Origin of the sequence: Filomicrobium sp. (assembly GCF_025698805.1) — a bacterium.
Classification (GTDB): domain Bacteria; phylum Pseudomonadota; class Alphaproteobacteria; order Rhizobiales; family Hyphomicrobiaceae; genus Filomicrobium; species Filomicrobium insigne.
The window spans coordinates 1-7,485 of record NZ_JAILWT010000022.1 but is presented as its reverse complement, the minus strand read 5'-3'; the positions used below and the strand labels follow the sequence as shown (position 1 = coordinate 7,485).

The window sequence follows — 7,485 nt, the reverse complement described above, 5'->3', positions numbered from 1 at the left end:
ACAACCTGAACCGACCCCACACCAGCCTCGACGGGCTCACCCCGAACGAGTTTGCAACCCGGTCACGAATGGACCACAACGTGAACAGCGCTAGCCTGTGAACGGGTACATTCAGGGGAGCAGGTCAGGCGATACATCATGAAGACAGCGGGCAGGTGAACATGATCTCTATCAGGGTTCTCAGCCTCTGCAAGCATGTCGCTGTGCTGATAAGTGACATGCATCTGCGCGTTCGAAGCCGCGATGAGCATTGACCAGAACGGTGAATAACCGGAGAAGTCGATCGCTGTTGTAAACTCTGAATTTCCAACTAGGCGACGAGCTTCCCTTGCAAATGACCGCATTATCCGTTGTTGATCTTCAGTTGATACGCTCTTTGGATTATCCAGAAACCGACGATACGCTCTATGTTCTTCCTGGTCTGGGTAGAATTTTGCTGGCCTGAGGATGATTTCGCATCGCGGGTCTATTTTTCTGAAATTCTCGTATCGTTCCTCATCGGAATCGGTTGTATGCGCGTCAACTAGAACAGATACGTCCGTCTCTTCGAAATCGATATTGGCAATCAGGCTAAGAAATGCGGACGTGATACCGTTAGTCTTCAGGCCACCCGGGTATATCAAGATGTGGCGCTTACCTTCAGAGGTGCAGGGCGCTGCTTTTGTTAGTATCCGGTCAGCCACTCGCTGTGACGCCATGCCGTCCTCATGCGGCGTCAGTGATTGCTTGATACTGGGGTATTGCTCAAAGGTAGATGGTCTCCGAAGCGATCTCAGTGCGCTCATTAGCTGAGGGATGTCGTGTGCTACGGTAACCGGCAGTTGTTCAGGGTGAAGGTATAATCCACGACTGTCTAAATAGCTTTCAATATCAGGTGTGTACGCAATAACTGGCCGGTCTAGCGGAAGAAAATCGACGATAATGCTTGAATAATCTCCTATAAGCACATCAACCGCCGCAAGAACTTCGTTAATGTTCATTTCGTTCGGTACTAGTGTGCATTTAAGGTTCTCTGCTTCGATCTTCTTGGAGGCGAAGTGGTGGATCGAAACGATTAGGTTGTAGTCATTCGCGAGAGCTTCTGAAAGCTGCTCAACGACTTTGAGCTGATCTGCAACTTCCACTTTGAGTGTCGCCGCATTTCCCCGCCAGGTCGGGGCGTATAAGAGGATCGGCTTATCATTCGATATGGAGAGTTTGGTGCGGACCTTGCTCGACTCGGCCTTTAGCGTAATGTCGACCCTAGGGGAGCCGATTGGGAGCCCCTTATCGCGGGCTGCTAGTTTCGCTCCATTCGAGGTAACGATTTTCTCTATAGCGTATTCGCCTGCCAGTGGCAGGTGAGTTGCGGAGTGAAAGTTGCGTTGAACATTTGATACGGAATTCAGGCGGTCACTAGCGTCAAGGCCCATGCTTTTAAGCGGGACGCCATGCCATACATTGAAGTATTTTTGCTCAGGTTTGATGGCGAAGTAACGAGGCAGCGTCATATTGCTGATGATCGTTTCCGAAGTCAAAAGGGCCTCGCCGTATTCGGCTGACCCCCTTTTTACAAAATGAACATTAGGTTTGCGAGCCACATCATCTGGGATGTATGTGGTGTTCTGGATAACCCAAATGAACTGAAACTTGCTGCCGCAGGCAGAGGCTTGAAGTGCCTGGTAAACGGCATATGGGTTACAGGAGATTTTTTCGCCGAAGAAACTCTCAAGGAAGATCGTATTGGGTTCTATCTTTTTTGAGCTATAGCCCTCAACGAACGACCTGCAGTCTGCTGCTCGCGGGTCAATCCAGACACGGTAGGCGTCGTGCAGTTTTGAAGTGGTACGTGTGTAAAACCGATAGGGCTTCAGCTTCTTGTGGATTGGTTTGTATGCCTGAATGGCTGACTTCACGACACGTTTTGCTTCGTTTTTCATTGCTGTTCGCCTATTCACAAGAAACCGAGCCGGGGTAGGACATCGCGTGAGAACACGCAAGGTGTTGCAACGATTTGCGCGCTGCCAACCGGTGTGCTTCCAATTTGATTGTTTGTCGTCGCCCAGATCAAAAGACATAAACTTTGGTCTGATTTTGACCGCCCTCGGGTTTCCGGTAGCGAATCAAGAGGAACCATGCGCTCAGGGGCGCCGTCGGTGTGATCACATATTTAAGCTGTCCGTCATGGGAATAGCTGAGTGCATGCTCGGAGCTTCAAAATCAGCCGTTCGGAGTGAGCGCCGACGAGCGAGGGCGTTCTAATACACATCCTAAGCTAGGGGCTTCAAGGGCGATTAATCTCGCTCGTCGGCAATCTAAGGTAGCATGCCAACGTGGTCGCTCTATTGGTGCGATGACGTAATGCCTAGGTTGAGTTCGCAGAAAAATCCCCGCCGAACGCATAATGAGTTGGGGCTCAGTTCGGCGGGGCAGAGGAGGCTGTAACATGCTGGATGCTTGCTCACCATCTGACTACGGGCAGTCGTGGGTTAGCTAGCGACCGGAAGGTATGTCCTAAGCCTGATCGATTGAATGGTGCTTTAGCACACCTGCGGAAAGGCGTAAAAGGCGCTGGCAGGTGGATAGGGTAAAAGCCCCCGCCTATCTCTCAGAAGAGCCCCAGATTCTTCAACCTGCCAGCTGAACAAGTCTACCGGCGAAATCTGAACGAGTGGTTCCCGTAACGGTAGGCGGCAAGATCGCTTCGGGAAGAGCATGCCAGCGCGCGGGGCTTGTTGGGCTAAGCGGGTGGGCTTTATGCCCAAACATTACGCGCGCTGGCGAGGCTAATCTCAGCTCAAATCGTTGCTGGTTGGTAAACACCGGCAGCCCATCAGCGGTGCTGGCGGGCAAACCTCGGATTGGGGAAGGCTGTTTGCTCCGAACGTGGGGCGTTCTAAGCGCCCGCCAGCACCGATAGCGTAATTCAATCACCCAAATGTGGAAATCCCCCTGCAGGCTGACGTTGGGAAGCGCTTGCCTGCAGGGAGCGGCGGTGACCTCGTAGAGGTCTTGGTATCGTTATCAATGACGCTTGCGGTAGTGAAGCACTGCTGGCGTCGTCGCGGCGTAATGGCGCGGTGGGAACGAGCATCTACGGTCAGAGCTACGAGATGGACCGAAGTCACTCGGGTGCTGGCGGGGACTTGCGAGGGTAGGTCGTGCTGTCTCCGGTCAGGGGATGAGCGGATATCCCGCCAGCACAAGAGTAAATAGGGCGACGCCCAACAAAGAAAAGCCTCTGCCAGCTCGAATGGGTGGAGGTCGTCGCCGGCAGAGGCGTAGTGACTACCTGCCAGCAGGCGTAAACCGGTCCGAGGTTTCGCCGACAGGTAGCCGACCCCGGGTAGGGCAACTCCACACTATCACTGATATCCGAAGAGGGAAATCCAATGGACCGCACCGTGCCTGCTGGCGCGGCGCTGCTGCTTGCGTTCGTCTATGAGACGGAAACGAGCCGCACGCCGCCTGAATGCTATGAAGTGATCTACGCGCACCGGCAGGATCGCTTGCCGAAGCCGCTCACGCGCATGACCGTTGACGAGGTGATCGCCGCACAGCGCACCTGGTCGCGCCATCACGGTTCTTCCGCGGCCGGCGCGCCGCAGTTCATCCGCAAGACGCTGGTGGGGCTCAAAGAGGAGCTTGGGCTGCGCGGGTCTCAGGTGTTTGACAGCGACCTTCAGGACCGGCTTGCCTATCATCTCCTGATCCGGCGCGGTTATCATCAGTTCATCAATGGCGAGATCAGCCGCACCGAGTTTGGCCGGCGGCTTTCGGGCGAGTGGGCATCTTTCCCTGTTCTGGCGGACACGCGCGGCGCGCACCGGCATATTCGGCGCGGGCAGAGCTATTTCGCTGGCGACAGCCTGAACAAGGCACTGGTCTCGCCCGAAAAGGTCGAAGCGGTGCTGGATCAGGTTCTCGCGGCGGCGCGGATCGAATTGCCCGTGGTCGAAAAGTCGGTGCTGGAGGACCCCGAACACCTCGACAAGCCGCTGACCAAATCCAAGACGGTCTGGCAGTGGGCTATCACCTCGATCATCGTCCCGGTGCTGGCCGTCTTCGATGACTGGCGGGTTCAGCTGGCCATCGTTCTGATCGTGGCGGGGTTCGCGGTCTATGCGATCAAGCGGCGGCGCGACATCGCGAAGGTGTATCGCTCGATGAAAGCCGAAATGGAGGGCAGGACGTGACCTGGTTCGGTCTCATCTCCAAAGCCCTCCTCTCGCCGCTGGGGAAGGCTCTGGCTGCGGTTCTCGCTGTCTCCGTCATCGCAGGCGGGATTTACCTCTACGGGCACCAGCGGGGCCGCATGGCCGAACAGGCGGCATTCGCCCAATGGATCAATCAACAGAATGAGGATGCAGGCTATGCGGCTGAAGACTGGCGCGCTCGCTATCGCCGCTGCGCTGAGCGTGGCGGGGTGTTCAACTACGAAACCGGTGCCTGTGACAAGTGACGGTCTGCGCGATGTGGTCGGCACGTCATTGATCGGCGCGCGCGGCGCGACTGCGGACGATCAGCGAAAGATTGACGAGACGGCAGCTGGTCTCTGCGGCAGCGGTGTCTGGTCTCAAACCGAATGCGCCCGCCATGGGCGAGAGACGCAGGACTGAGGGCAGCGGCGAATGTCAGAAGCGAGTGTTGAGCGGACCCTTGGTCAAATCCTTGGAGAGCTGAAGGGCATCGATGACCGCTTGATGCGCGCGGATGACAGCCGCGCCGTGGTGCATCGCCGTTTGGATGAGGTCAGTAACCGGCTGTCGCACCTCGAGGGCGAGGCGGAGACGACAAAGGCCAAGGTCGATCAGATGCAATCTGTAACCGATGATGTCGTCAGGCTCAGGTCGCAGGCTCAAGGCGCGGGCACTGCGGGCCGTTGGTTGATCCGCCTAGGCATCGGCATTGTTGGGTTCGCCGGCTGGCTGGTCGGAATCTACACCTGGCTGACAGGGCGGCCGCCACCCTAGAGATAGCAGGCGGAAACCGCTGCCGAGTTGCTGTTCTTCCCACCAATTGTTGCGATTGCTACAGTAGCGTTCGGGAAATAGGGAGGGGAACATGAGGCATCTGCGTTCAATAGTACTTTCGCTTTCACTGGCAATCTTGGCACAATCTCCGGTCTCCGCTGAAACATGGGGAGAGAAGTGGAACTCGGTGGTAGACAGAGTAGGCCCCATCAAGGATGCGCTATCCATTGAGCCTCCCGACATTCTGGCCAGCTTGTCGCCGGACCAGGCATTCGAATTGGCTGCCCGTCAGTTCGAAGGTTTTTCATCACAGATTGCGGACCTGACCCCGACACTGGAGGCGCTCGGATTTCAGATGTCCACCTTCAGAGTTCAGCTACTTCCGCCGACCGGAAAGCTGAGGTTGATTTCTTCCCGAAAGGCCGATCTTGAGGTTGATGCAATATCCGCGCCGGAACTGGAAACGCTGTTCTCGAAGAGTTTGTTCTACGCAGCCAAGACGGCCAAACGCATTCAGAACTCCATGGATCTCGAGATGGTTATCATGGATGTGACGGTAGGTCTCAATCCGACGATTAAACTGTCCTACCTTGAGGAAGCCGATTTGAATGCGGCGTCATCTACGCCGTTTCAGGACATCGATTTGCTTTGCGGGCAGGCGCTTTAATTGCTTTTCTGATGGCCGCGCCGGCAAGGGTGTTCACCCCGGCAGGTCCGGCGCACCCACGATTACGAGCTTGTCGTCGGGCAGGGGACGTTGAAGCTTCTTCGCTTCCTCCCATGGCTCTGCAAGCCATGCGGTCATTTCATCCTCCGTGGTGAGGATGACCGGCATTGCCTTCTTGTGCACCGGCTCGACAACGCTGTTGGGCTCCGTGGTCAGAAAGCCATAGACCTCATGGTCCTCTGGCTCCTCGCGGGCCATGCGCTTGCCGTGCCACGGCGTCCAAAGGCCGGCGAAGACGAACAGGGGCCGATCCTCACTCAGTGCAAACCATGCATTCGGCGTCCGCTTATCGCCTTCCTTCCTGCCGGCAGGGTCGGGCTCGGCGAAGCTCGTGACCGGCACAAGGCAGCGGCTTTCAGGCGAGAGCCATTTGCGCCAGTGGGCGGATGAGGTGTTGCGGATGTTCGTGACGCCGCTGTCGTGCTTTCCCTTGATGAACATGGGCGGCGTCGGCATGCCCCAGCGGGCGCGCACCATTTCCCGCTCTCCATCCTCTCCCACGCGAATGATCGGCGCATAGCGGTTCGGATAGACCTGCAGAGACGGCTCGTTGAAGGCGTATTCCCGCGTTGTCTTGATGAAGTTGCGGATCGCCTGGCGCGTCGTCGTCATGTTGTAGAGATTACACATTGGTCGGGATCACCTCGGCCATTGATTTATGACCATGATGGTATTGCCGCGGGCGTTTTGGCAACTCCTGCAGCGCAGGCGCTTTTCCAGATTGATCGCAGTTGTGTCCCGGCCGTAGCGCCGCTCAAGCGCGCGGCGATCCAGCTCGGATATTGATTTGCAATGCCGGCATATGGCGCCGAGCACATAGTAGGGCTGAATGTCCTTCAGCCGGATCTGGCCGTCGCGTGTGAAGAAAACGACTTCGGACAGGTGGAGTGGCTTGAACTGGCGCATCTGGCGGCTCCGAAAAACATGTGCCGCACCGTTGTTTCCTTCATCAGCGCGCCGCCCCAGCGCGCACAAATCCCCAGCTGACAGACCGCTCCAGCGCTTCCACGCGCCCGGTGAGATAATCCCGCTCTCCCAGGAGCGCGATGACCGCCTCGCGCGGATCGCCGCCGCAGGCTTCAATGATAGCCTCGGCCGTCGGCTCATAGGGATCGGGTTCGCCATCTGCATTTCTAGATGCGTGCTGCGGATGCGGTGGGCGTCGGCAATGCTCGCGCCCGCCGCCACCCGTCTTGAGGGCGGTTTCACTGGTCATTCTTTTCTCCATCAGAAGCGCAGATCGTAATCCAATCGCCCTTGACGAGTCCAGAGTTTGTTCCACATTTGTTCACGTTACGCATGCGGCGACGTGACGGGTGAAATTGAGAAGGAGCAGACGATGTCACGTCGCAAAGGAGAGCCCACCGGGGCTCAGATTGATCGCGCGCATCCGCACCAGGTGGCGCTGTCGGAGGATCGGGTAATGGGAGCCAACTACGATGTCGTTCACGGCTTCTGTAAAGACCTGTCGGTCCATCGCCGGACGCAATCCGTCTATGCCCAATGGGCCGAACCCAGAGGCGGTTACTTCATCATCTTCTGCTTTGCTGAGAAGGAGGACGCGGAGCGCTTCGCAGCCGAGTTTGAGGGCATTCCATTCGATCCGAAGCGAGATAGGGGGAAGGGGGATCGGAAGCGGTTTTGGGACGTTGCGCCGACCGACTCCTAGTGACCGAGGATTGGACGAAGCGTTTCAGTCATGACAGAAACCTGACAGAAACACCGGAACATACCGTGAAGTTTCTGTCGAGTGCCTTGTTGAAAATCCACGTTTTGCGCGGTTTTTCTGTACATTCACGCCCTTGG

The 7,485-nt window shown here is 56.8% G+C and carries 10 protein-coding genes; 6 read left to right on the top strand and 4 right to left on the bottom strand.

Going from position 1 to position 7,485, the window contains the following annotated elements; translation table 11 throughout:
• Window positions 1-62: 62 nt before the first annotated feature.
• A complete protein-coding gene (locus K5845_RS20860) occupies window positions 63-1,919 on the bottom strand; it encodes a CDP-glycerol glycerophosphotransferase family protein (protein WP_287959941.1) in 1,857 nt (618 codons plus the stop codon).
• A gap of 1,452 nt (window positions 1,920-3,371) precedes the next feature.
• On the opposite strand from K5845_RS20860, the gene K5845_RS20855 reads away from it, so the two are divergent.
• The 5 genes from K5845_RS20855 (at window position 3,372) to K5845_RS20835 (ending at window position 5,619) form a co-directional block, all read left to right on the top strand.
• Window positions 3,372-4,175 carry a lysozyme family protein gene (locus K5845_RS20855; RefSeq protein ID WP_287959940.1) on the top strand — a complete coding sequence of 268 codons (804 nt, stop codon included), beginning with the start codon at window positions 3,372-3,374 and terminating at the stop codon, window positions 4,173-4,175.
• Window positions 4,172-4,441 carry a hypothetical protein gene (locus K5845_RS20850; protein WP_287959939.1) on the top strand — a complete coding sequence of 90 codons (270 nt, stop codon included), beginning with the start codon at window positions 4,172-4,174 and terminating at the stop codon, window positions 4,439-4,441. Before K5845_RS20855 ends, K5845_RS20850 begins: the two co-directional genes overlap by 4 nt.
• On the top strand, window positions 4,338-4,598 hold the full coding sequence (locus K5845_RS20845) for a hypothetical protein (protein WP_502814153.1): 261 nt from the start codon (window positions 4,338-4,340) through the stop codon (window positions 4,596-4,598). Before K5845_RS20850 ends, K5845_RS20845 begins: the two co-directional genes overlap by 104 nt.
• 12 nt (window positions 4,599-4,610) lie before the next feature.
• Entirely contained in the window at window positions 4,611-4,952 is a 342-nt protein-coding gene (locus K5845_RS20840; RefSeq protein WP_113154799.1) for a DUF1515 family protein, read from the top strand.
• 91 nt (window positions 4,953-5,043) lie between these two features.
• Window positions 5,044-5,619 carry a hypothetical protein gene (locus K5845_RS20835; protein ID WP_287959938.1) on the top strand — a complete coding sequence of 192 codons (576 nt, stop codon included), beginning with the start codon at window positions 5,044-5,046 and terminating at the stop codon, window positions 5,617-5,619.
• Between the two features lie 33 nt (window positions 5,620-5,652).
• Here the strand turns inward: K5845_RS20835 and K5845_RS20830 are convergent, their stop codons facing one another.
• From K5845_RS20830 to K5845_RS20820, 3 genes are read right to left on the bottom strand one after another with little or no spacing between them, the layout of a single operon-like run.
• Window positions 5,653-6,309, bottom strand: coding sequence for an SOS response-associated peptidase (locus K5845_RS20830; RefSeq protein WP_287959937.1), 657 nt, complete (start codon window positions 6,307-6,309; stop codon window positions 5,653-5,655).
• 9 nt (window positions 6,310-6,318) lie between these two features.
• The gene (locus tag K5845_RS20825) at window positions 6,319-6,585 is read right to left on the bottom strand and encodes a hypothetical protein (protein ID WP_287959936.1); all 267 of its coding nucleotides are present in this window, start codon (window positions 6,583-6,585) and stop codon (window positions 6,319-6,321) included.
• Window positions 6,586-6,628: 43 nt separating this feature from the next.
• Window positions 6,629-6,895, bottom strand: a complete 267-nt coding sequence (locus K5845_RS20820) for a hypothetical protein (RefSeq protein ID WP_287959935.1) — start codon at window positions 6,893-6,895, stop codon at window positions 6,629-6,631.
• Window positions 6,896-7,018: 123 nt separating this feature from the next.
• Here K5845_RS20820 and K5845_RS20815 point away from each other — a divergent pair, with 123 nt between their 5' ends.
• Window positions 7,019-7,348, top strand: a complete 330-nt coding sequence (locus K5845_RS20815) for a hypothetical protein (protein WP_287959934.1) — start codon at window positions 7,019-7,021, stop codon at window positions 7,346-7,348.
• Window positions 7,349-7,485: the final 137 nt, after the last annotated feature.